12 protein-coding genes are annotated in these 23086 nt (G+C 60.7%); 5 read left to right on the top strand and 7 right to left on the bottom strand.

Annotated elements, in window-relative coordinates:
- Window positions 1-49: 49 nt before the first annotated feature.
- A complete protein-coding gene (locus tag CWR52_RS17630; protein WP_104950277.1) occupies window positions 50-784 on the top strand; it encodes a class I SAM-dependent methyltransferase in 735 nt (244 codons plus the stop codon).
- On the opposite strand, the gene CWR52_RS17635 is transcribed toward CWR52_RS17630, so the two are convergent.
- The gene (locus CWR52_RS17635) at window positions 778-1380 is read right to left on the bottom strand and encodes a short chain dehydrogenase (RefSeq protein WP_104950278.1); all 603 of its coding nucleotides are present in this window, start codon (window positions 1378-1380) and stop codon (window positions 778-780) included. The genes CWR52_RS17630 and CWR52_RS17635 overlap by 7 nt on opposite strands.
- Window positions 1381-1477: 97 nt before the next feature.
- On the opposite strand from CWR52_RS17635, the gene CWR52_RS17640 reads away from it, so the two are divergent.
- From CWR52_RS17640 to CWR52_RS17650, 3 genes are all read left to right on the top strand, one after another.
- Window positions 1478-2365 carry a LysR family transcriptional regulator gene (locus tag CWR52_RS17640; protein WP_104950279.1) on the top strand — a complete coding sequence of 296 codons (888 nt, stop codon included), beginning with the start codon at window positions 1478-1480 and terminating at the stop codon, window positions 2363-2365.
- A gap of 20 nt (window positions 2366-2385) precedes the next feature.
- Window positions 2386-3567, top strand: coding sequence for a PLP-dependent aminotransferase family protein (locus tag CWR52_RS17645; protein WP_104950280.1), 1182 nt, complete (start codon window positions 2386-2388; stop codon window positions 3565-3567).
- Between the two features lie 85 nt (window positions 3568-3652).
- On the top strand, window positions 3653-4171 hold the full coding sequence (locus tag CWR52_RS17650; protein ID WP_104950281.1) for a DUF6622 family protein: 519 nt from the start codon (window positions 3653-3655) through the stop codon (window positions 4169-4171).
- A gap of 2 nt (window positions 4172-4173) precedes the next feature.
- Here CWR52_RS17650 and CWR52_RS17655 read toward each other — a convergent pair whose 3' ends face one another.
- Window positions 4174-4593 carry a nuclear transport factor 2 family protein gene (locus tag CWR52_RS17655; protein WP_104950282.1) on the bottom strand — a complete coding sequence of 140 codons (420 nt, stop codon included), beginning with the start codon at window positions 4591-4593 and terminating at the stop codon, window positions 4174-4176.
- A gap of 97 nt (window positions 4594-4690) precedes the next feature.
- Between CWR52_RS17655 and CWR52_RS17660 the strand changes: the two genes are divergently transcribed.
- Window positions 4691-5422, top strand: coding sequence for an AraC family transcriptional regulator (locus CWR52_RS17660; protein ID WP_104950283.1), 732 nt, complete (start codon window positions 4691-4693; stop codon window positions 5420-5422).
- Between the two features lie 595 nt (window positions 5423-6017).
- Here CWR52_RS17660 and CWR52_RS17670 read toward each other — a convergent pair.
- From CWR52_RS17670 to CWR52_RS17690, 5 genes are all read right to left on the bottom strand, one after another.
- Window positions 6018-6455, bottom strand: a complete 438-nt coding sequence (locus CWR52_RS17670; RefSeq protein WP_104950284.1) for a hypothetical protein — start codon at window positions 6453-6455, stop codon at window positions 6018-6020.
- A 323-nt stretch (window positions 6456-6778) separates the two neighbouring features.
- On the bottom strand, window positions 6779-7948 hold the full coding sequence (locus CWR52_RS17675; protein ID WP_104950944.1) for an HlyD family efflux transporter periplasmic adaptor subunit: 1170 nt from the start codon (window positions 7946-7948) through the stop codon (window positions 6779-6781).
- Window positions 7949-7958: 10 nt separating this feature from the next.
- A complete protein-coding gene (locus tag CWR52_RS17680) occupies window positions 7959-10157 on the bottom strand; it encodes a type I secretion system permease/ATPase (protein WP_104950285.1) in 2199 nt (732 codons plus the stop codon).
- Window positions 10154-11557 carry a TolC family outer membrane protein gene (locus CWR52_RS17685; RefSeq protein ID WP_104950286.1) on the bottom strand — a complete coding sequence of 468 codons (1404 nt, stop codon included), beginning with the start codon at window positions 11555-11557 and terminating at the stop codon, window positions 10154-10156. Before CWR52_RS17685 ends, CWR52_RS17680 begins: the two co-directional genes overlap by 4 nt.
- An 80-nt stretch (window positions 11558-11637) precedes the next feature.
- Window positions 11638-22812: a BapA/Bap/LapF family large adhesin gene (locus tag CWR52_RS17690; protein WP_104950287.1), complete on the bottom strand. Its 11175-nt coding sequence runs from the start codon at window positions 22810-22812 to the stop codon at window positions 11638-11640.
- Window positions 22813-23086 lie beyond the last annotated feature (274 nt).

Raw genomic sequence — 23086 nt, forward strand, 5'->3', positions numbered from 1 at the left:
GGGCGAGGGCTGCTTTACCCTCGCCTCTGTTGTAATACAGGAGACCGTCATGGCACAAAACATCTACGATAACCCGGCGTTTTTCGAAGGCTATGCCCAGCTTCCGCGCTCGGTTCAGGGGCTGGACGGCGCGCCGGAGTGGCCCGCCCTTAAGGCAATGCTGCCGGATTTAACCGGTAAATCGGTTGTCGATCTCGGCTGCGGCTACGGCTGGTTCTGCCGCGCAGCGCGTGAGCTTGGCGCGTTTGAGGTCACCGGCGTGGATATCTCAGAAAAGATGCTCGCCCGTGCAGCGGAGCTTACCGCTGACCCACTGATTCACTATCAGCGTAGCGATCTGGAATCACTTAAGCTCAACGAGAACAGCCTCGATCTGGTCTACAGCTCGCTGGCGCTGCACTACCTGCCGGAGCTGGATACCCTGTTTGCGAAGGTTCAGCGCGCGCTCAAGCCCGGCGGCAGCCTGGTGTTCTCAATGGAGCACCCGATCTACACCTGCGCCACCCGTCAGGGCTGGCTGACCGACGATAACGGCGAGCGGTTCTGGGGCGTGAATCATTATCAGGACGAAGGCCAGCGCGTCAGCAACTGGCTGGCGGACGGGGTGATCAAGTATCACCGCACGCTGGGCACCACGCTTAACGCGCTGATCGGGGCCGGATTAACAATAAGCGACGTCAACGAGTGGGGGCCAACGCAGGCGCAGATTGACGCCTGGCCTGCGCTGGCCGAAGAGGCGGAACGCCCCATGCTGGTGCTGATCGCCGCGCGTAAGGCTCAGTAACCCACCTTATACACCCGCCCGCTCTGCACCCCTTCCACGCTGCGGCGGTAGGCCTGTGCCACGGTCGCGGCGGGAACGCTCTCAAAGCCCGGGAAGAATCCGTCGTAAGCTTCAGCGGATTCGGTGAGCACCGTCGGGCTAATCAGGTTGATGCGGATCCCGCGCGGCAGTTCGCAGGCTGCCGCGCGAACAAACCCTTCCAGCGCCGCATTCACCGTGGTGGCGTTCACGCCCTGCGCAATCGGCTCATGCGCCACAATTCCGCTTATCAACGTAATCGAGCCGCCTTCATTCAGGTAGTGCTGGCCGGTCAGCGCCAGGCGCACCTGCCCCAGCAGCTTATCCTGCAACCCCTGGTTAAAGTCGCTGTCTTTCATGGTCGCGAGCGGGCCGAAGTAGAGGCCACCGCTGGCGGACACAATCGAATCCACCTGGCCAATTTTCTCGAAGAGCGCCTGAACGCTTGACTGCGAGGTGATATCCACCTGCTCGTCGCCCTGCGTGCGACCGACGCGGATGACCTCGTGGCGGCGACTCAGCTCTTCCGTTACCGCACGACCGACCGTACCGCTGGCACCAATAATGACGATTTTCATAGCCGACTCCTTATGTTGTGAGCCTTCATTCTTTAATAAATTAAAATGCGGATAAACTGGGATAAAGTTAGAAGATTGCTAACCAGAGGTTTGGAATATGGATAAGCTCCGCAGTATGGAGACGTTTATTGCCGTGGTGGAAAGCGGCAGCTTCACCGGTGCGGCGGCGCGGCTGGAGATGTCGGCGGTAATGGTAGGGAAGTACGTTGCGCTGCTGGAATCCCAGCTTGGCACCCGCCTGCTGGAGCGTAACACGCGCCGCCAGAGCCTGACGGATGCCGGACGCGTCTATTTCGACGAGGCGAAGCGGGTGCTGGAGCAGGTCGTGATTGCTGAAAGCGCGGTTGAACGGCTGCGCGCTGCGCCGTCTGGCACCCTGCGCGTCACGGCGCCCACGTCGTTTGGCGGCTGCGTGATCGCCCCGCTGACGGCCACCTTTTTACAGCGCTACCCGGAGATACGCATTGAGCTGGATCTCACCAACCGGATGGTCGATCTGGTGGAGGAGGGTGTCGATCTGGCCATTCGCATTGGCGACGTTCGCAACGACGATCTGGTGGCGAAATACCTGTGCCCCTACAACATGGTGATCTGCGCTGCACCGGACTATTTAGCGCGACACGGCACGCCGCAAACGCCAGACGATCTGGTGGATCATCTCTGTCTTTCGCACACGGTGTGGACGGCACGCAACGAGTGGCGTCTGCCGGGCGTGGAAGGGGAGGTGCGCTGGAAACGGGATGCCGTATTACGGTGCAACGACGGCTACGGCTTACGCATGGCGGCGCGAGCCGGGGCGGGGCTGTTGCTGCAACCGGAAGTGCTGGTGGCGGAAGAGCTGGCAAGCGGCAGACTGGTGCGGGTAATGGAACCGTTCACGCCCGCGCCGAGGCCGGTGCATCTACTGTGGCGCCAGGATTTGCGGCCGCTGCCTAAGCTGACGGAATTTATCGCCCATATTCTGCTAAGATTGAGCACACTATAAAAACAGAAGGTAAGCAAAGAATGTCCGTGAGTAAACTCGCCAGCAGCGCGCAGGGTCTGCAATCATCTGCCATCCGTGAATTATTAAAACATAGCAAAATGGCGGGCGTGATCTCGCTGGGGGGCGGTATTCCAAACCCTGATCTGTTCGATCGCGAAGGGCTGAAAATCGCTGCTGATGCCGTATTATCTCAGCATTTTGGCGAGGCGTTTCAGTATGGCCTGACCGAAGGCGTTCCGGGACTGCGGGAAGAGATTCAGCGCATTTGCGAGGGTCGTGGCATTCGCTGTAAGGCCGATGACGTGGTCGTGACCTCCGGTTCACAGCAGTCCCTCGATGTGCTGGCGCGCGCGTTAATTAACCCGGGCGATATCGTCGTCGTCGAACGTCCAACCTATCTCGCCGCCCTGCAGGTATTCGGCCTGGCGCAGGCGAATTTTGAATCCGTTGGCACCGACGGCGACGGTATGAAGGTGGATGAGCTCGAAGCACTGGTGGCCAAAAAAGCCATTAAAGCGGTGTATATCGTTCCAACCTTTGGTAACCCTGGCGGCGTGACGCTTTCTGAGGCGCGTCGTAAACAGCTGGTGGAACTCTCGAAGCGCTATGACTTCGTGATTATTGAAGACGATCCGTACAGCGAAATTAACTATACCGATGAAGTCTTCCGTCCGTTAATTGCCCATGCCAGGGATATCGGCAATGAAGAGAATGTGGTGTATACCTCCACCTTCTCTAAAATCCTCGCGCCGGGCACTCGCGTAGGCTGGATAGTGGTGCCGGAATGGCTGAAGCGCGCGGTGGTGAACCTGAAGCAAACCACCGATCTGCACACCAGCACGCTGTCGCAGCTGATGACGTATGAGTACCTGAAGACCGGCCGTCTGGCCGATCAGATTAAAACGATCCGCGAAGCCTATCGCCAGAAATACCAGACCTTCGCCACGGAACTGGAAGCCGAGCTGGGCGACGTGATGTCGTTCCACAAGCCGAAGGGCGGCATGTTCCTGTGGGCGAAAATGAACAACGGCATGAACACCACGCGCTGGCTTGAAAAAACGTTAAGCAACGGCGTAGTATTTGTGCCTGGCGAGTTTTTCTACTGCAATGAGCCAGACCCAACGACGCTGCGCATGTCATTTGTGACGCCAACGGATGAAGATCTGAAAGAGGCGGTTCAACGCCTGAAAAAATCGCTCTAAAAGAGCTGCGCATAATGGCTTTCATGCCGTTATGCGCAATACGCGTTCAGGGCGGCACGGGCCGCGATCGTTCATGGTGAGTTCCATGTTTGAATTTCTGATCGGTGTCGTTACGCACACGCCCGCCTGGGTGTGGGTGCTGTTTATCTTTCTCATCTCTCGCGGCATTAAGGCCCGCAGGCCCGCCACCGTTACGCTGGAGAGGCTTGCCATCATTCCAGGCATCTTTCTTATCTGGGATATTTACGATCTGGTAGTCTACCGCACGCTGACTCCCGGGACCGTGGCATTGTGGACGGCGGGGATCCTCGCCGGGACTGCGCTGGGGTATTTCCTGATTAAGCAGGCGGTTATCACCCGCGCAGAGGCGCCGCGCACCCTTTTCCGCCAGGCAGACTACACCGCGTTGCCGTTTATGATGCTGGCATTCGGGGTGAAGTATGTGCTGGGCGTGATGAGCGCGGTCTCTCCCCAGACGATGCAGCAGCCCGCCATGAGTGCGCTGGCGATCGTCTCCGGCGGTGTGTTTGCGGGCGTCTTTATTGGGAAGTTTGTGCGCTATGTTGGGGTGTATAACAGCGCCGCGCCGCGCCCGGCGGAGTGACGTTATTCTGTCGCGTGTGCCAGGGTGCGATCTGAAGCATCGCCGCTGAGGGCTCGCGTGACTTCATGGATCCGCCAGATTTTCCCTTCACGCAGCGCGGCAAACAGGTAAACCTCTATCTCTGCCTGACGACCATCAGGATACGTGACCGTCACGATATGCCGGTCAGCCAGAAGTTCGTCATGACAGGCTATCTCCGCCACGCTAAAGGCGATCGCACGGATCTGCGAGCGAACGTGGTTCAGGTGCTGAATAAAACCCCGGTAGTCAAGGGCGTGACCGTCCGTAAACTGCTGGTAATCGGGCGTAAATACCTCTGCCGGATCGATATCGCCGTTGAATAAGCGGGTTAACAGGCACGCCATCTTTTCGCGCTGCGCGGCGTTGTCGGTGTCGGCTATCAGGGACGTGATAATGCTCATACGGGCTCCTTATGTGGTTGAGTCCCCATTATCCTTGACAGCCGAAGACGTGGTTTCTGTAATAGGTCGATGAATAACGATTTTCGGTCAAAATGAGATGGTCAGTTTTGAAACGCTCCGTCATGCCGGCGGATATCGAACACGGTGGCACAGTCATCGCACCGGCCAGCTGTGGCGCATTGCAACGGGTCTGCTGGTCATTGAGACCCAGCAGGCGCGCTCGGTCGTACCGGCAAAACACATCGGCTGGATCCCGCCAGGTCAGCAGCATGCCGCCTTTTCTGAAAGCGCAATAGAAGGCTGCGCCATCTATCTTGACCCCGCCTGCTGTGCAGGGCTTCCCGATGCGTCCGCGCTGTTCGAGCCCGACGATCTCACTCATGCACTGTTTTCCCGTTTATGTGGTGCAGAGAACGAGTACGATCCGCGAAAGCTGACTTTGCTGCTGGATGAGCTTGCCCTGACGCCCCAGGTTCACTTTTCTCTGCCCGTGCCGACGGATCCGCGTCTGAAGAACGTGGTCAGCCATTTGCTGCAGTTTGTCGATGATAACCAGACGGTCGAGAGTCATGCTATTCATGCCGGGATGAGCGTACGTACGTTCAATCGTCGGTTTAGTGCCCAGACCGGAATGAACTTTGTTAACTGGCGGCAGCTGGCGCGCGTCATGCAGGCAATGGAGTGGCTGGCGGCGGGGAAGCCGGTAGGGTGGATTGCGCTGTCCTGCGGCTACAGCAGCGTCAGCGCATTTATTGAGGTTTTCAGAGCATGGACCGATAAAACGCCGGGGCAGTGGGCGACGAAAGAAGCCCCTTTTGGGCGAAGGTAATGCGCGTGGCTTCGTTGAGATCAAGCGCTTTAATTGTTTACCTGCGCGCTAGCAGAGGTGCGATCGATGTTTATCCTCTCTCCCTGTTTATAAATATAAAATGAGTGCGGTTTGATGCCCTCACCCCGGCCCTCTCCAACAGGGAGAGGGATCCCCACAAAATAATACCTGCACGGACAACCCCCTCTCCCTTGAGGGAGAGGGCTGGGGTGAGGGGGAACATACGGCTGAAGTGGTCATTCCGTTCACTTTATGTTCCTTGCTACTCTGTAAGGACATGGCCGGTGAACGTGCCAGGGCGGCTCAATCGCCACCGCCCTGGCGACCCGGGCTCCCGGCGGTAAATCGCCGCTTCGCGGTGCCTTCGGCTTATTCCTTCCGGCTTGTCGGCGACGGGCGGAGGTAACATCCCTGTAAAGCCCGCCCTCTCGGCGCATCCATGCGCCTCGCCCCGGCCTACAGGAAACGCCTCAGCGATTTACAGCCGGACCAGGGCATCGCTGTAAGCCATTTATTTTCCTGAAGTCACATGCATCGCTTCAGGAAAAAAATTACTGGGGATCCCTCACCCCACAGGGAGAGGGAGAAAAACACGTCAACCCAGCAACGCGACGCCAGCCTCCGTTCTCAGCCAGCGCGGGGCGTTGAGCTGGTCGGCAAAATAGCCCGTCAGTTCAAAGAGTAAATCCCCCATTACGCGGGCGGATTCAGGGGCGAGCGCGCCACTCATCAACAGTTGTGTGATTTCCTCGCAGTAGCGACAGAGCTGATCGGGCTCGGCGTGGAATGCGGGTTCACGTTCAGGAAACACGTCGACGGTAAGGTGCTCCTGTAAGTGCTCAGGGACCGGCTCCAGCAGCATCGGGCGGAGCAGGGTGAGGGTCGAGGCAAGACGACCGCAGAGCGCTATTTTTCTTGCAGGATCGGTCTCTTCCACCAGCGCTTCGCAGTAGCGTTGGCAGTTATCGGCAAGTTCTGTGAAGTCGGTATGATGGTCGAAAGGGGTCGTGAAAAGTGCGTTACTGGTGGTCATGATTTTTCTCCAATCAGGTGATTAACCCGGCCGCGGAAATGCCAATTTCCGGGTGGCAGGTCTGAACGGAGTTGGCATTACCGGCTTGGAGTGTACCGGCGCGTCTTGCGACGCCCCCGCCCAGCCCGCCATTGAAGCGTAGCCAGACGTGCAGCGTAACAAGGACTTACGCCGTCTCCAATCATAACCGGGATGCCAATCCCGACGCCAGAGTTTGCTGGCGTGGGAGGAACATACGCCCGATTACCCCTAAAAAGAAGCAGGTTATCCAGAAGAAGTTAAATCCTGCGAGGCGGCTTCAGAAAATGATGTAAGACGTTTCATCACCGCTCCCTCAGCGCCTCTTTCGCCCGGTTAAACGGTTTGATCAGGTAATCCAGCACCGTTTTCTCCCCGGTCTTAATGTCCACCGTGGCAATCATCCCCGGCACAATCGAGAAGTGCCTGCCCGCCTTATTCACCAGGTAATCCTGGCTGGTGCGAATGAACACCCGGTAATAGAACACCTCCGGCTTGGCCTCGTCCTGAATGGTGTCCGGCGAAATCGTCTCCACCACCCCGTGCAGCCCGCCGTAAATGGCGTAATCGTAGGCGGTGATCTTCACCAGCGCCTCCTGATTCGGGTGGATAAAGGCGATATCACGCGGCGACAGGCGGGTTTCAATCAGCAGGTGATCGTCCACCGGCACAATCTCCATCAGCTCGCCGTTGGGCGGGATCACGCCGCCGATGGTGGTGACCTTGATGTTTTTGACGATCCCGCGCACCGGGGATTTTACCGTCAGACGGGTGACGGAATCCTGACGGCCCTTGAGGATCGCCGAAACCATATCCACCTCCGCATTGGCCTTGGAGAGCGCCTCGCGCGCCTGGACGTAATACTGCGAACGCACGTCGGTGAGCTTCAGCTCCAGATCGCTTTTCTGCCGCTGCAGGCGCAGCACCTCCACGTGGCTGGCGGCCCCGGTTTTCACCAGCCGCTGGGTAATGGCCAGCTCTTTATTCGCCAGATCTAACGCGGCGCGAAGCTCCCGCTGGGTATCCTCCAGCTGCGCGCGGCGCGAGTTGTAGAGCCGCGTTTCGTCGGCAATCAGATCCGGCCATTTCGCCAGTGAAGGAGGGAACTTCAATGGCAGATCGTTCACCTCGGCATACAGGCGGGCGCTGGAGGCCAGAGACGCGCGGTAGCGCGCCGCACTTTCGCCGACGTTTGACTCGGAACGAGTAGGGTCAAGCCGCGCCAGCACCTGTCCGGCCTGCACCTGATCCCCCTCGTGGACGTTCAGCTCGGTGAGGATCCCCCCGTCCAGCGACTGTAAGACCTGCTCGCGCGAGCTGGGGATCACTTTCCCCGATCCGGTTGACACCTCGTCCAGCACGCCAAACCACGCCCAGATGCCCAGCACCACAAACATCAGCAGCGAGAAGATCACGATCCGACGCGCGCCGGTGTAGCTGCTTTCGGAGTCGAGGGCGTTATCCAGATCGTCCATTGCCGCCACGTCACGCTGACTGATTTTCATTTTTCCACTCCCGTCCGGTTGCTGCCTGCTGCTGTTGCTGCTGCATACGGCTGTTGTTCAGCGCCTGGGCTTTTGGCGCGTCCATCACCAGCATCCCCTCTTTCAACACGACCACGCGCTCCACCAGCTCCAGCACCGGTACGCGATGCGTGGCGACAATCAGGGTGCGCTGCCCGAGCCAGTCTCCCAGACGCTGGATAAATTCCCGCTCGGTGTGCTCGTCCAGTGAGGCGGTGGGTTCATCCATCAGCACGATATTCGGATCGCGCAGCAGCATTCGCGCCAACAGAATCGACTGACGCTGTCCGCCGGAGAGCCCCACGCCGTTTTCCATGATCGGGTAGTCCAGCCCCTTGGGCAGCTTCTGCACGAAACTTGCCGCGCCGGTCAGTTCCAGCGCCTCAAAGATCTCTTCGTCGGTGGCGCGCGGCATGCCGAGGGTAATGTTTTCGCGCAGGGTGCCGTAAAACAGCCGCGCGTTCTGGGTCATAAAGCCGACGTTGCGCCGCACGTCCGCCACGTCGAGATGCGGCAGGCTGAAGTTATCAAGTCGCAGCTCACCGGCTGCCAGATCCATCCCGCCCGCCATGGCCTGCAGCAGGGTCGATTTGCCCGCGCCGTTGCGCCCGAGGATCGCCACTTTCTCACCCGGACGGATCTCCAGCCGGTTAATGCGCAGCGCCATACGCGGATCGTCCGGCTGATAGCGGAACTGCGCCTGCTCGAAGAGGTAGTGACCGCGCAGCACGTCCTGGCGGATCGGCGTCTCCTCGCGCTGGTTTTCGGTGGGAAGCTGCATGATGCTGTCCAGCCCCTCTTTTGCCGCTTTGACCTGCTGCCAGCGCGCCAGCACGCCGCACAGCGTCGCCATCGGGGCGATCATGCGGGAGGCCAGCATCGAGGCGGCGACCACCGAGCCGGTGGTCAGGGTGCCGTCGATCACCATCGGCGCGCCGACCACAATCACGGCGGCGTAAACCAGACTCTGAATGGTCATCCCCCAGCTGATCAGGTTCTGCGTCAGCTCGCGGGTGCGCAGGCCGGATTCGGCGGTGATCTGGATATAGCTGTTCCACTGCTGCAAAAAGCGGTTTTCCGCCTGCATCAGCTTGATGTCCTCCAGCCCCTGCACGCTCTCCACCAGCACCGCATTGCGCAGGGTTGATTCATGGGCCGACTGCTTTGCCAGCTCCGCCAGCTTTTTCTGCAGCAGCAGGCCGGGCAGGACCATGATCACCGCCGCGACCGGGGCGATCCACGCCAGCTGCGGGGCGATGATCGCCAGCACTACCACGAACAGTAAAAAGAAGGGCAGGTCGACAATCGTCGAGATGGTGGACGAGGTGACCATCTCGCGGATCTGCTCCAGCTCGCGCAGCTGTGAGATAAAGCTGCCGGTGGAGCGGGGAATCGCGCTGTTGCGCAGCCGCAGCGCGTGACCAAATACGCGATCCGAGACGCGCATATCCGAGCGCTTGCCGAGCAGATCCATAATGTGGCCGCGCGCCACGCGCAGCACGAAGCCAAACAGGGTGGCGATCAGCACCCCGATGGTCAGGACGTACAGCGTCGGGTAGGACTGGGCGGGGATCACCCGGTCATACACCTGCATGGAAAAGACAATCCCGGAAAGCGACAGCACGTTGATAAACAGCGCGGCCAGCATTACCCAGCTGTAGGGGCGGAGATCGCGCATCACCAGCCGGTAGAGCCAGTCCGGTCGATATTTTGAGATATAAGCATCCACGCGGCTGTCCTTCAGCGCGGCAAGAGGACGCAGGGCAATGACGTGGCGGATGGCGGGCAGCATGGCCGTCATCGACAGCCGGTTAGTGTAGGTCTCATCATCGAAGAAGCTGACTTCGAGCGTGTCGTCGCCGTCGAAGTGTTCGATCGCGCCGACACGGCCGTCATTCAGCGCCACCACCACCGGCAGACGCCAGCTGTTGATTGACTGCTGGTCAGCGGTGAGCAGTTGAAACGACAGCCCCGCCTCACGCGCCAGCTGGGTGAGGGCGGGCACCATCGGTTTGCCTTTCAGCCACGGTGCGCCTGCAATCAGCGCGCCAGGCGAGCAGGCGACGCGGTAGCGGGTGGCGATAAAGCCAAAGGCCTGCGCCCACTGCGCCAGCGCCTCATCCGTCATGTTTTCACCTTGGGGGATATCACGCTGCTTCATGGCTGGATCTCCACGGTCTGGATGGTGCGGTTATCAAGGTCGAACGCATGACGCAATTGCCCGGTGTTATACAGGCAGTTGAGCTGCAGCTGGTGCAGCTGAGCGAGGGTCTGCTGCTGGGTGAACCGCGCCTGATAAACCTCCTGTTCGGCGTTGAGCACGTCGAGCAGCGGGCGCGAGCCGAGGTCAAGATACTGCTGCTGGTACAGCTCACGGGTGCGGGCGCTGAGCGCCTCCTGGCGGCCCTGGATTTGCAGCGTGCTTTGCAGGCTCATCACCTGACTGCGGGCTTCCAGCAGTTTCTGGCGGACATCAAGACGCGTGCGCTGAATGGTGGACTGTGCCGCTTCCACCGCGTGTCCGGCGGCGTTACGCCGGGCGGTGAGGCCGCCGCCCTGATAGAGCGGCATCTGTACTTTCACCCATGCGGAATACTGGGTGCGATCCCGCGTGTCGCTGCCCGCGTAGCGATCGTTCATGTAGTGGCGCACCTCCGGCTCCAGCGAGACGGTTGGCGTCATCTGCGCGTCGGCGTAGTCGAGGTTAGCCTGGGCAACGTTGGCCTGCGCCCAGGCGGCGAGCACCGCAGGAACCAGGCGGTCGTCCGGCTCGGCGACATCGCAGCTGCGGGCCAGCTTTTGCGGAAAGTCGTTGCTGATCGCGTTCAGGCTGTTCCAGCCGAGAAAGCTCATCAGCGTCGCGCGGGCGCTCTCCAGGCTGGCCTGGTACTGCATCAGCTGGGCGCGAGCGCCTTCGATACGGGCATCGGTCTGCACCACGTCAGAGAGCGACGTGGCGCCCTCGTCGTTACGCTGGCGGGTCAGCGTGCCGATGGAGGAGAGGGCCTCAAGCTGCTCTTTGGCGGTGTCGACCATCTGCTGCCAGGTCTGCACCTGTACCATGGCGACGGCGGTATCGTGGGCGATGGTGTCGATACTCACCAGCACGTTGGCCTGCTGCTGGGCAACGCCAGCGCTCTCGGCGCGCACCTGGCTGGCCACTTTGCCGAAGTCGTAGAGCATTTGAGAGAGAGAAAGCACCAGCGACGGCGTAAAGCCGTTCTGGTCGCCGTCGTGCGAATACCCGTTGTCCACGCCGGCATTAATCTGCGGATAGTATTTTGACTTCGCGACATCCACCTCTTCGCTCTGCTGGTAGAGTTTGCCCACGGCTTCGCTGATGGCCGGGTGCCAGGTGACGGCGCGATTAACGGCCTCACCAAGCTGTAGTGAACCGGGAGCGGCGTTGCCTGCCACCGGGGCCACGCGGCCATTCAGTGAGGGGAGTTCCTGCGTTTCGCGGAGCTGTCCGGTATTGATGGTTGCCGCCGGATTTGCGCAGAAAGCGGGCACAGATATCAGGCAGCACGAGAGCCACCAGTAAGGCATCTTCATTCCCATGTCATGTCCCTAATAAAAAAGTACAGCTTTATTATTAATGCCCGGGCGCTGTGCGCCCGGGTCATCTCTTGCAGGTGCTATCAGGTAATGATGTGTTGCTGGTTAACGAGCTCGTCGTAGGTGGTTTGAACGCCATCAAGCGTAACGAGCGTGGTATTAGTGTAGGTGGACCCTGCACCATCACGGTCGATGGAGATCACGGTATTGCCATTACTATTAGTGACATGGAGATAATTCCCGAGCGTCGAGGCGCTACCGTTCCAGCCGACCAGCAGATCGCCGATGTCGATCTTGTCTCCCTGCGCCAGCGAGAAGCCGGTCCAGTGATCCCCCGTCGCGCTGCTGACGTTCCCCCCCGTGGCGTTGCCTGCGGTACTGTTCAGCACCTGGTAAATCAGCGTATCGCCGTAGGCCGTGCCGCTAATCACATCGTTATGTTCAGAGCTGATGAACTGTGGCGCCATGTTGATGGTCAGCGTGGCGCTGTCCGTTTTCCCGGTAGAGTCGGTCAGGGTGTAGTTGAAGGTCTCCTTCGAAGTGATGGTTGAGAGCGACACCCCGGTATTGAGGGTGTAGGTGTAGTGACCGTCCGCGCCGATCGCCAGCGTGCCGTAATGGCCGGTGATGTTCACCGTGGCGCTGCCGTTATACGGATCCAGCGTGGTGGTCACGCCGTTGTAGCCGGTCACGCTCAAACGGGTATCCACCGAGTGGAGCTGATCCATCGCCCCTGCGGAATCCGTGCCGTCGAAGATGTTGCCGTTAACGAAGTGCCCGCTGGTCGTGTCGAACTGGCTGAGCGAGTAGGTGGTGCCGTTGACGCTTGGGGTAATGGTGATGTTACCTACGCTCAGCCCCGGTACGCTGCCGGTATAGCTCAGCGTATAGGTCCCGGCGTTCAGATCCAGCCCGGTCAGCGGAACGTCGATGCTGCCGCCGAGCAGCGAGCCGCCGCTGAAGGAGCCGCTGCGGATCACGCCGTTGGCATCGCTAATTGTCCAGTTCACCGTCAGCCCGCCCAGCGCCAGCAGCGAGGCCACGCTAAAGTGCAGCGACGCGTTGTGCAGCGCGGTGTTTGGGTCGACTACGAAGGTTCCGCTGCCGCTGCCCTGGGTTGATGAAAGCAGCGCGGTCGTCCAGCTGGCGCTGCCGACGGTGGTATCGGAGTAGGTCGACGTGTGGTGTACCGAGGTGACGTCCATTACGGCACTGACATCGTTAACCGCATCCATCGCCCGTGCAGTTGGGGTGATGTTGAGCGTCGCCGTGTCTTTCGTGCCGTCTGGCGCGGTGATGGTATAGACAAACGTATCCGGGGTGCGGATATGGTCAGCGCCCACGCCGCTTTTCAGGGTATAGGTGTACTGGCCGGACGAATTAATGGTCAGCGTGCCATATTCCCCCTGAATGGTGGTTGTTCCACTGCTGTTGACCGTCACGCCGTTTACATCCGAGACTACCGTTCCCGCCGGAACAGGGTCATTTGTCAGCACGTCGCCGGTGGTTGTCTCGCTGATGCTCGCCACGCTGTAGACATGATCCTGCAGGACGCTCAGCGTGTAGGCCGTCAGGGCGGTGATCCCCGCCGCGGTGTTCAGCAGGAACAGGTACTCCCCGGCGGGCAGGTTCAGCGTCAGCTGAGGCGAGGTGCCTCCCAGCAGTGGGGCGCGCAGCCAGCCCGACTCGACGCGAACCTGCTCGAAGGTCTGGGTCGCGTTGTTGAACTTATAGACGTACAGATCGAACACCGACGCCAGCGCTACGCCGCCAACGGAGGCCTGGATGGTCATGGTGCGTGTCGTCCCTTCCTCCACGTTATAGATAATGGGGTTGGTCATGTCGTCCAGAAGGTTCAGCCCCAGCGTGTTGCCGAGATTGATGCCCACCAGGGTAAAGCCGCTCTGAGATGACGTACCGTTATTAACCTCGCTCACGGTGGTGTCGAAGGTCAGCGAGGCCGTGTCGTCAACGGCGACAATGCCGTTCGTTACGCTGCCCGCACCGAGCGACAGCACGAGGTTCGCCGACGCGCTGACGCCGTTATGGGTGATGGTGTAGGTGAAGCTCTCCGTGCGGCCAATCACCGCGGCGCTGGTGTCGGTGAGGTTGTAGGTGTAGCTGCCGTCGCGGTTAATGGTCAGCGTACCGTACTGCCCCTGGATCACCGTGCCGTCGGCGTTCACGCTGGTGGTTACTCCCAGGGCGTTGGTGACGGCGGAAACGGTGGTCCCGGCCGGTGCGTTGTCGCTGCCCGCGGTCGGGTCGGTATCGAGGATCACGTTGCCGTTCAGGCTGGTATCACCTGTGACCGTACCCGGGCCGGTCTCTTTCACCGCCACGTCGAGGCTGGTGTAGGAGCCGGTGGCCAGCAGGTTGGTGTTATAGCTGAGCACGCGATAATCGCCGTTCGCCAGCCCGGTCAGGTTGAGCGATACGCCGGTGGCCCCCAGCGTCAGCAGGTCGGCAAACTGCGGTTGTCCGGTATCGATAACCGTGGTCCAGGTGCCGTTGACGCTGTCGAAACGCTGCACCACCAGCTCAAGGGTATTGAGCAGAGAAAGCACGGCGCCGGTGGCGTTGGCATTCACCACGATATCGGCACTGCCGCCGCTACCTACGGTGAAGTCCACCTGCGCGGTGTCATTCCCCAGTAGCGTCAGAACATTTCCCACAGCCCCCACCAGCAGGAAGCCGTAATCGCTGTACTGGCTGTTGGTGACGGTGGCGGTTGTGCTGAGATCCAGCTCTTCGACGTTGTTGCTGGCGGAGAGTGGCACCACCGGTGCAAGGGCTGAACCCGGCAGCGAGGTATTGCCCGCGGCGTCGGTGGCGGTGATCTGCAGCGTCTGACCTTCCGTCTGTTTGTTGAGGAAGGTGTAGCTGTAGGTCCCGTTGCTTCCTGCGGTGGTCGTCACCGTGGTGCCGTCGGCAAGACGGATGGAGACGGTGCTGCCGGCCTCTGCATTCCCGGTCAACACGCTGCCGTCGGCATTAATGGTGCCGGTCGGTGCCGTTGGCGCGGTGAGATCGACAATCACGGTGGTCGCACCAGAAACCGGGCTGGTACCCGAACTGTTGCTCGCGGTGGCGGTAAAGGCGTGAGCGCCTTCGCCTAACGCCGGAGTGGTGAAGCTCCAGTTGCCTGAACCGTCCGCAACTACGGTGCCCATCGACACGCCGTTGTTATACAGCGTGACGGTGGAACCCGCCAGGGCGGTCCCGCTCAGGGTTGGGGTGGTATCGTCGGTGGTTTTGCCGTTGGTCAGATTGCCGGTCACGGTGCCCACGTTATCGTTGATGGTGGCGATAACTGGCGCGTTCGGGATTGGCGTGACGGGCGCAATCACCGAGGCGCTGACGCCGGCGTTACCGGCCTTGTCGGTGGCGTAGACCAGCAGGGAACCACCGTCTGTCTGCGCCGGGGTGATGGTCGCGTTAAAGTTCCCGCTACCGTCCGCCGTTGCGGTACCGAGAACCGTCCCGGTACTGGTGGTGATGGTGACGGTACTGCCCGCTTCGGCGGTACCGGTGACGTGCGTCCCGTTGGTGATTACCGCAAGGCTGCCCGGTGCGCCAGGTGCAGTCAGATCCACCGTTATGGTGGTTGGGGCCGATGCCACGCTGGTATTGCCCGCCGCATCCGTGGCGGTGGCGGTGAAGGTATGCGAGCCTTCCGTCAGCGTGGTGGTGGTTTGCGGCAGCGTCCAGTTGCCGTTGGCATCGGCGGTGACCGTGCCAACCAGGGTGCCACCGTCGTAGATGCGCACGGTGGCGTTGGCTTCTGCGGTACCGTTCAGCGTTGGGCGCGCGTCGTTGGTCGGGTTGCCGCCGATTATTGGTCCGGTGATGCTGCCCACATCATCCACCACCGAGCTGATGACCGGGGCAACTGGCGCGGTGGCATCCACGTTAATCACATACCCGGTGGTAGGCGCGCTGGCGTTGCCGGCCGCATCCGTCGCGGTGAAGGTAAGGCTGTGCTGCCCGTTAGCGAGCGGCGTGGTCGGCGTAAAGCTCCACGCCCCGCCGGTGGCGGTCACGCTGCCAATCTGCACGCCGTTATCGAAGATTTTCACCGTCGCGCCCGCTTCCGCCGTACCGGTGAGGGTTGGCTGCGCGTCGTTGGTTAACCCGCCGTCGCCGATCGGCGTGGCGGCATTACCGACGTCATCCACAATGCTGCTCAGCACCGGCTGCGCAGGTGGCGTGGTGTCGATAGTCAGGCTGAAGGTTGTTGACGGATCGCTGGTGTTGCCAGCCGCATCCGTCGCGCGGGCCGTGAAGCTGTGCGTGCCCGTAGCCAGCGTGGTGTTAAGCAGAATACTCCAGCTTCCGCTGGCATCCGCGGTGCCGGTTCCCACAAGCGTTGCACCTTCATAGATGTTGACGGTGGCAAACGGCTCGCTGGTCCCGATGAGACGCGGAACGGTGTCGTCGGTGGTCTGCCCGGAACTGATCGCGCCGGTGACGGAACCCACATCGTCAATCGCCTGGCTGATAACCGGCGCGGTGGGAGCGGTAGTATCCACCACCAGCGTAAAGCCAGGCGATGCCGGGCTGACGTTGCCGGCCGCATCGGTGGCCGTGGCGGTCCAGGTATGGCTGCCGTTCGCCAGCGGCGTGGACGGCGTAAAGCTCCATGCGCCGCTGCCGTTCGCCGTGGCGGTGCCGACCTGCTGACCATTCTCGTAAATCGTAATGGTGGCATTGGCCGCCGCCGTGCCCGTCAGCGTTGGCGTGGTGTCGTCGGTACTCTGTCCGGAGGTGAGCGGGGCCTGTACGCTGCCTGCATTGTCCGCCGCGGTCGAGATAACCGGCGCTGACGGCGCGATAGTGTCCACCGTCAGGTTAAACGGTGCCGTGGTGGCGCCCGTGTTGCCTGCCGCGTCGGTGGCGTTGAAGGTAATGGCGTGCGGCCCTTCGGCGAGCGCGGTGTCCGGGGTAAAGGTCCAGTTCCCCTGAGCGTTGACGACCGCGGTGCCAATCTCGCTGCCATCCACAATGATGTGCACCGTGGCACCGATTTCGCCCGTGCCGTTGAAGGTCGGACGTGCGTCATTGGTGCTGTTGCCAGTTGTGAGAGTACCGGTGACCGGGCCGACATCGTCAATCACGCTGACGATCGCTGGCGCAGCAGGGCCCGTGGTATCGACGGTGAAGACGAAGACCGGCGAGTTGGCGGAGACGTTACCGGCGGCATCGCTGGCGTTGATGCGTATGTTATAGCTGCCATCCCCCAGCGCGGTGCCAGGGGTAAAGCTCCAGTTGCCGTTAACGTCTACCGGGGCGGTGCCAATCTCCACGCCATTGTTCAGGATGTGGATTGTGCTGCCGGCGTCACCTCTCCCGGTGAGCGTTGGCGTAGCGTCATTGGTGACCTGGCCGGTCGTAAGATTACCGACGATCCCGCCCGCCACGTTGTCGCTGACGGTATCAAGCGCAGGAACTGCGGGAGGCGTCAGGTCGACTACTACGCCCCAGGTATTGGAGATCTGGCTGACGTTCCCCTGCGGATCGGTGGCGATGACGGTAAAGCTATGCAGGCCTTCACCGAGGGCGGTGTCAGGGGTAAACGTCCATGCACCTGTGCTATCCGCTGTGACTACGGCAATCTGCGTCCCGTTGTCTGAGATCGTCACTACGCTGTTCGCATCTGCCGTACCGGTGAGGGTTGGCGTTGCGTCGTTAGTCGGATTGCCGCTGACGACCGTAGTGGCAGCGTTGCCGACATTGTCGGTGACGTTGGTAATCACCGGTGTGGTGGAGATCGTATCAACCACAACGGTAAAGCCCGCCGAAGGCCCGCTCTGGTTTCCGGCGGGATCGGTCTCGCGGATGGTCAGGACATTATTGCCGTCTGCCAGCACAGGTGTCGTATAACTCCAGGTGCCTGTGCTGCCGACCTGTGTGGTTCCCAGCAGCGTGCCGTTGTTGTAGACGGAGATGGTGTCGCCAACCGCGCCGGTACCGGTAAGAGTTGGTTGGTTGTCGTTAGTGGCCTGACCGTTGGTCAATGGGCCAGTGCCAGGACCGACGTCATCAATCACTGCGCCAATGGTTGGGGTGTCTGGGGCGGTGAGGTCGATGGTCACCGTGGCGGCCGGGGAACGGCCACTGGTGATTAAGTTGGCCGTGGTAGTCGCTTCAAAGAAGTGATCGCCAGCGCTCAGCGGTACGAGCAGCTGATAGCTCCATGTGCCGCCTGACCCCACCAAAATTGTGGTCAGCGGGATCAAACTGCCGTCCAGGTAGAGCGTGACGAGACTGCCTGCAGGGGCCGTTCCGCTGATGACCGGGGCGGTATCGTCCGAGGTTTTACCCAGTACGTTGCCCGTTACGTCCCCGATATTGTCAGTGATGTCGGTGATGATCGGTACATCCGGCAGGCCCGGCAACGTACCGGTGACGGTATAGCTCGCGCCGGGGCTGCCATTGCCTGCCTCATCGGTGGCGATCACGGTCAGCGTTTTACCGTCCTGCTGGGCCGGGCTGAGTGCGATGGAGAAGCTGCCGTCAGCGGCGGCGACACCGGTACCAATGACCACATTACCGTCTTTTACGGTGATGGTGGCACCTTCTTCCGCCGTACCCGTCAGTGGCGTGCCCTGCGCGGCCACGTTGATATTGATCGGGTCTGCCGGCGCGACGGTATCCACCGTTACGCTAAGCGGGGCAGAACTGCCGGAGGCGTTACCTGCCGGGTCAACCGCAGAGACGGTAAAGGTGTGGGGGGTATCCGACAGCGTGCTGCCCGCGGTCCAGCTCCAGCTGCCATCCGGCTGTACCGTCACCACTACAGGTGATGGTACGCCGTCCACGGAGACGATCACCGTACTGTTCGGTTCGCCTGTACCGGTGAGGGTTGGCGTGCTGTCGCGGGTGTAAAGCGTGTCGTTTGCGAACTGGCTGTCTGAGATCGCGTTAATCTGCGGTATTTCAGGCGCAACGGTATCCAGCGTGACGGTAAAGACCGGGCTGGTGGCGCTGACGTTACCCGCCGCGTCAACGCCCGCCACGGTGATGTTCAGCGGACCGTCGGTCTGGGCCGGCAGGGTGAAGGACCATTCGCCATTGGTTACGTCAACACGTCCCACCTCGACGCCGTTGTTATAGACGATCACCTTCTCGCCGTTGACGCCGGTTCCGCCGACGGTAGGAGTGGCGTCCGTGATCGTACTGCCATTTGCTCCGCCGCCGACGGCACCAATGACCGGAACGTCCGGTGCCACGGTATCAACGGTAATCGTAATGCCGGGTGAGGTGGCCGAAACGTTGCCCGCCTCATCTGTCGCCGTGGCGGTAAACTGGTGGCTTCCCTCGTCAATATCGCTCTCAGGACGCCAGCTCCAGTTGCCATTGCTGTCTACGGTGACGCGACCCACTTCGGTGGCAGGCTGATTATTAATGCTGTCATAAATAATAATCACGTCGTTTGCCGTACCGGTGCCGCTGAGTACCGGGCGCGGATCGTTAGTGGTTCCGCCATCGGCAACCGGACCGGTTATCTGGCTCACGCTGTCGGTCACGGTAGGGGCTGCAGGCGTGGTCGGTGGGTCGGTATCAATGGTGATGGTCACCGGCTGGGACGGTGCGCTTTCGTTGCCCGCGCCATCCTTGTTGGTGACGGTGAGGGTGATGTCATAGGTGCCATTGTTCAGTGGAGTCGTTGGCGTCCAGCTCCAGTTGCCGTCGCTGCCTACCGGGACCTCGTCAACTTTAACGCCGCCGATATAAATCGTGACGGTATCGCCCGCCTCCCCGGTGCCGCTCAGCGTCGGGGTGGTATCGCGGGTAACTTCTCCCGGCTTCAGCGCGACCTCGGTTGTGCCGCCATCCGGGTTGACGGTAACGGCCGGAGTGTCCGGTATGGCAGGGGCGACGGTGTCCACTACCAGGTCGAACGGATCGGAGATGCTGGTGTTGCCGGCGACATCTGTGGCATGGACGGTGATCGAATGCGGGCCATCGGTGAGCGGGGTGGTTGGCGTAAAGCTCCAGCCGCCGTTGCCGTCGAGGGTGGCGGTGCCGAGCAGGGTATCGCCGTCATAGAGGGTGATAATGGTGTCCGCCGGCGCGCTGCCTTGCAGCAGGGGCTGGGTGTCGTCCGTGGTATCGCCGCTGCTGAGCGGGCCCTGCACGTCGCCAGCGTCATCGGTCACGCTGGCAATGGTCGCGGCAGGTGGCGGAGTGATATCGACCGTAAAGGTAAAGCCGCCTGAAGGTGCGCTACTGTTACCTGCCGCATCGGTTGCAACAACGGTCACGGTATGTTGTCCGTTGCCAATCGGTGTGGTGGAGGTGAAGGTCCACGCGCCGTTGCTGTCAGCGACGGCAGTGCCAATGCTGTTACCGTCCAGACGGATGGTGATCGTCGCGCCCGGTTCGGCGGTACCGTTGAGCGTCGGGGTCGGATCGTTGGTGATTTCACCGGTATCGAGCGGACCGGTACGGCCTTCAACATTATCCACCACCTGAGTAATGACCGGCGTGCCAGGGGCGACGCTGTCGACCGTTATGCTCCAGGTGTTAGAGGTTGCGCTGGCGTTGCCTGCCGCGTCGATGGCTTTCGCGCTCAGTACATGTCCACCTTCTTGCAGAACTACGCTCGGGGTAAAGCTCCACTGCCCGGAAGGAGGGATAACCAGCGTGCCGATTTGAGCGCTGCCGCTGTAGATAAAGAGCGTTGTGCCTGCTTCACCGGTACCGCTGATGGTCGGGGTTGCATCGTTGGTGAGCCCGCCCTGGGCGATGGGTCCCGTGGTGGGAGCGAAGTCATCGACCACCGAGACAATCACCGGGGTTTGTGCCGGGGTAATGTCCGGTGCAAGAGCCGGCGTTGTTGGACCTGTATTACCGGCTGGGTCGGTCGCATCTGCCGTCAGAGCTTCACCGTTGGCTTTTGGCGGATTCAGCGTCACGCTAAAATTGCCCTGGTCATCGGCGACTGTCTGACCTACAGTGACGCCGCCTTCGCGGATGGTCACGGTGCTGCCCGCCTCTGCGGTACCGGTGACGGTGGTGCCATCCCCGGAAACGACCACATTGTCCGGCGCAAGCGGCGCAGTGCTGTCCGGTGCCGTGGCCGTATTCGGCAGGCTAATATTGCCGGATCCATCGGTCGCGACGACGGTCAGCACTTCACCGTTGGTCTGGGCCGGGCTTAACGGCGCACCGAAGGTGCCGTCGCCGTTGGCTGTGGTTTCACCGATAACCGTGCCATCGGCCCCTTTAATAGTGACAGTGCTGCCCGGCTCCGCCGTGCCGCTGATGCTTTGTCCATCGTCAGCGACCTGAAGGTTGCCAGGGGCCTGAGGTGGCGTGGTGTCTGCGGCGTTGACGGTCGCCGCCGGGCTCTGGTTGCCCGCGGCGTCAGAGGCCACGACTGAAATGATCTGACCGTTTGTTTGCGCAGGCGAGAGAGTGGCGACAAAATTACCATTGCCGTCGGTTGTCGTACGGCCGACGATCTCCCCGTTATTGTTGGTAATCACGATGCTGCTGTTAGGTTCGGCGGTACCAGTAATCTGCGTGCCTGCCTGGTTTAGGGTAATAACCGGTTTGTCCGGCGGCGTGGTATCCACGATGAAGGTGATTGGCTGCGACATGGCGCTCTGGTTGCCGGCGCCATCGGTGCTCTGGACGGTAATGGAGTGAGAACCTTCCGCTATCGGGCTGGTTGGTGTAAGGGTCCAGGTGCCATCTGACTTTACGATCGCCTCGCCTACGAGCTTGCCATTATCATAAACGGAAATAGTGCTTCCGGGTTCTCCCCGGCCCGTCAGCCGCGGCTGAGTAGAGTCGGTAATCTGCCCCGCAGCGAGGGCGCCTTTCAGCGAGCCGGTATCATCGTTGATCACGATGGCACTGGGGGTGACCGGGGCGGTCAGATCCACGTTAATGGAGAATGCGGGCGATGGGGGGCTGGTATTACCTGCCACATCCGTGGCCGTGACGGTGAGAGAGTGGCTGCCTTCACTGAGATTCACCGACGGGGTGAAAGTCCATGTGCCGTTGCTATTGGCGACTGCAGTGCCAATAGCGATAGAGCCGTCAAAAATAGTAATGGTGGCGCCCGCTTCTGCAGTGCCGCTGATTTGTGGACGCCGATCGTTGGTACTGCCACCGTTACTGATTGTTCCTGTCACCGGATCGACATCGTCGGTTGCGCTGGTGATAACCGGAGCGGCTGGTGCGAGCGTATCAACGATAAAGTTCACGGCGCCCGATGCCGGGCTGGTGTTGCCTGCTGCATCGGTAGCCGTCGTGGTAATGGTGTGGCTGCCGTTGGCGAGATCGGTTGTGGGGGTAAAGCTCCAGCTACCTTTAGCATCTACCTGCGTGGTACCTATCTTCTGGCCGTTATCGTAAACCGTAATGGTGCTGCCGGGCTCGCCGATACCGCTTAAGGTCGGACGGGCATCATCAGTACGCTGGCCGTTTTCCAGCGGGCCAGCCTTGTCGCCCGCATCATCATTCACTAACAGGATATCCGGGGCATCCGGCGCGGTGGTGTCCGGGGCAGTCACAGTCGCGCCCGGGCTGGTATTCCCCGATGGATCCGTGGCGGTGGCGGTAAGCTGTTCGCCGTTGGTCAGCGGCGTCCCCAGATCGATGGTGAATTTACCGTCGCTGCCGGTTTTACCCGTACCAACCACATTGCCGTCGGCATCTTTCAGCGTAATGGTGCTGCCGGGTTCGGCGGTACCGGAGACGGTTTTACCATCCGCCGAGAACTGAAGGCCGGTTGGGGCATTCGGCGGTGTCCTGTCCGGATCGGAAGGGTTTGTCGGCGTGCCGGGGTTCGTGGTGTTGCCGTTATCGCCTCCGCCTCCGCCGCCACTACCACTTGCCGCCGCCGCGATGCCGCCCGCGGCGACAATGCCGCCCAGCGCCCACGGCCAGATGGCGGCGCCACCGGTATCACTTCCTGATGAGGCAAGCAGCACATCCGTCGAGGCGATAGATTCATAGGCGGCGGCCCCGGTAGGATCTTCAATCCACCATAATGCACCTTCGCTGTCCTGCAGAACCAGCTGGCTTACGCCCTGCGCATCAGCGACGTAGAAATTTTTAAGGGTTATCACCTCGCCGGAGTGGAGTGTGATAACCAGATCGTTACCGCTTCGCGCGAAGTGGGAGACATCGGCTCGCTCGACATGAAGCTCAACGATAGAGGAATGGCTCAGGGTAACCTGGGTGCCTTCCGTGGTTGTTTCCACGCCAGTAAGTTTCGATATAACAGAGATTTGGCTCATTTAAATATTACTCCAGCAGATGTGTCATGAACGGCGAGCAAGACGAGCCATCTCTGCAGAAGGTAAAGGGCGCCCCCGGCGCAGTCGCTGTTATAACGCAGCACTGACCGTTGTTTTTAGCGCGCACGATGCCCGCCAGGATTCAGAGTGGCAACATCAGAGCGAATCTAATTACTGATGAAAGAGAACCGTTTTTATTGGTACTTTGTGTCTTATAAAACCCTGTAATTAATAGAGGAATTATTTTAGGATATAAAAATGATATAGACAGAAA

The organism is Enterobacter sp. SGAir0187, from assembly GCF_002952735.2.
Taxonomy (GTDB): Bacteria; Pseudomonadota; Gammaproteobacteria; order Enterobacterales; family Enterobacteriaceae; genus Enterobacter; species Enterobacter quasiroggenkampii.